This window comes from Bacillus sp. LR--39 (assembly GCF_053613335.1).
This window is the reverse complement of the sequence record NZ_JBSIOT010000369.1, coordinates 1-1028: the sequence shown is the minus strand read 5'-3', so window position 1 is coordinate 1028 and position 1028 is coordinate 1. Positions and strand designations below refer to the sequence as shown.

At 45.7% G+C, this 1028-nt stretch carries 2 protein-coding genes; both read left to right on the top strand.

Going from position 1 to position 1028, the window contains the following annotated elements:
* Nucleotides 1-640: methylenetetrahydrofolate reductase (locus tag ACWHAR_RS23325; protein WP_452087981.1), on the top strand; the 640-nt coding region annotated here is incomplete at its 5' end.
* Nucleotides 641-730: 90 nt separating this feature from the next.
* Nucleotides 731-1028, top strand: a 298-nt coding sequence (locus ACWHAR_RS23320) for a GNAT family N-acetyltransferase (protein WP_452087980.1), incomplete at its 3' end; no start/stop codon positions are given.

Genomic DNA, 1028 nt, shown 5'->3' with positions numbered 1-1028 from the left:
TGATACGTTAGGGCTGAATGACGTGCTTGCTATTACAGGCGACCCTTCTAAAATCGGGGATTTTCCTGGTGCGACGTCTGTATATGATTTAACATCTTTTGATTTAATCAGGCTGATCAAACAATTCAATGAAGGTCTGTCTCTATCTGGAAAACCGCTCGGCAAGAAAACGAATTTCTCAGTTGCCGCCGCATTTAATCCTAACGTCCGCCATCTGGATAAAGCGGTAAAACGGCTTGAGAAAAAAATAGATTGCGGCGCAGATTATTTTGTTTCTCAGCCTGTCTATTCCGAGCAGCAGCTTGTCGATATCCATAACGAAACAAAACATCTGAAGACGCCGGTCTATATCGGCATCATGCCGCTGACAAGCAGCCGGAATGCCGAATTCATCCATAATGAAATTCCCGGCATTAAGCTGTCTGATACGATTCGCGAAAAAATGGCCCGTGCCGGTGAAGATAAAGAAAAGCAAAAGGCGGAAGGCCTTGCGATTGCCCGCTCCCTGCTGGATACGGCATGCGAGCTGTTTAACGGCATCTACTTGATAACGCCTTTCCTCAGATCTGACTTAACCGCTGAGCTTACTTCATATATTCAGCAAAAAGATGAGCAGCGCCAAAATATCTTTTTGCATTAATCCCTTAAAAGACTGTCTGATCCAATCGGGCGGTCTTTTTCAACGGGATTCGTGTTACGATATAGAAAAACAGTCATGAGGAGGAACATTATGCTCGAAGTCAAAACCATTTCCGCGGAAGATACGTATGAAATCCGGCACCGCATTCTGCGTCCCCATCAATCCATTGAACAATGCAAATATGAAGAGGATCATGCAAAAGGCTCCTTTCATCTCGGCGCGTTTTTTGAAGGAAAGCTGATCAGCATCGCCTCTTTTTCCCCGCAAATTCAGCCATTAATAACAGAATCCCCAGCATATCGGCTGAGAGGCATGGCAACGCTTGTAGGATATCGCGATCAAAAAGGCGGGAGCACGCTGATCAAACACTCGGAAGAGAAACTGGCGG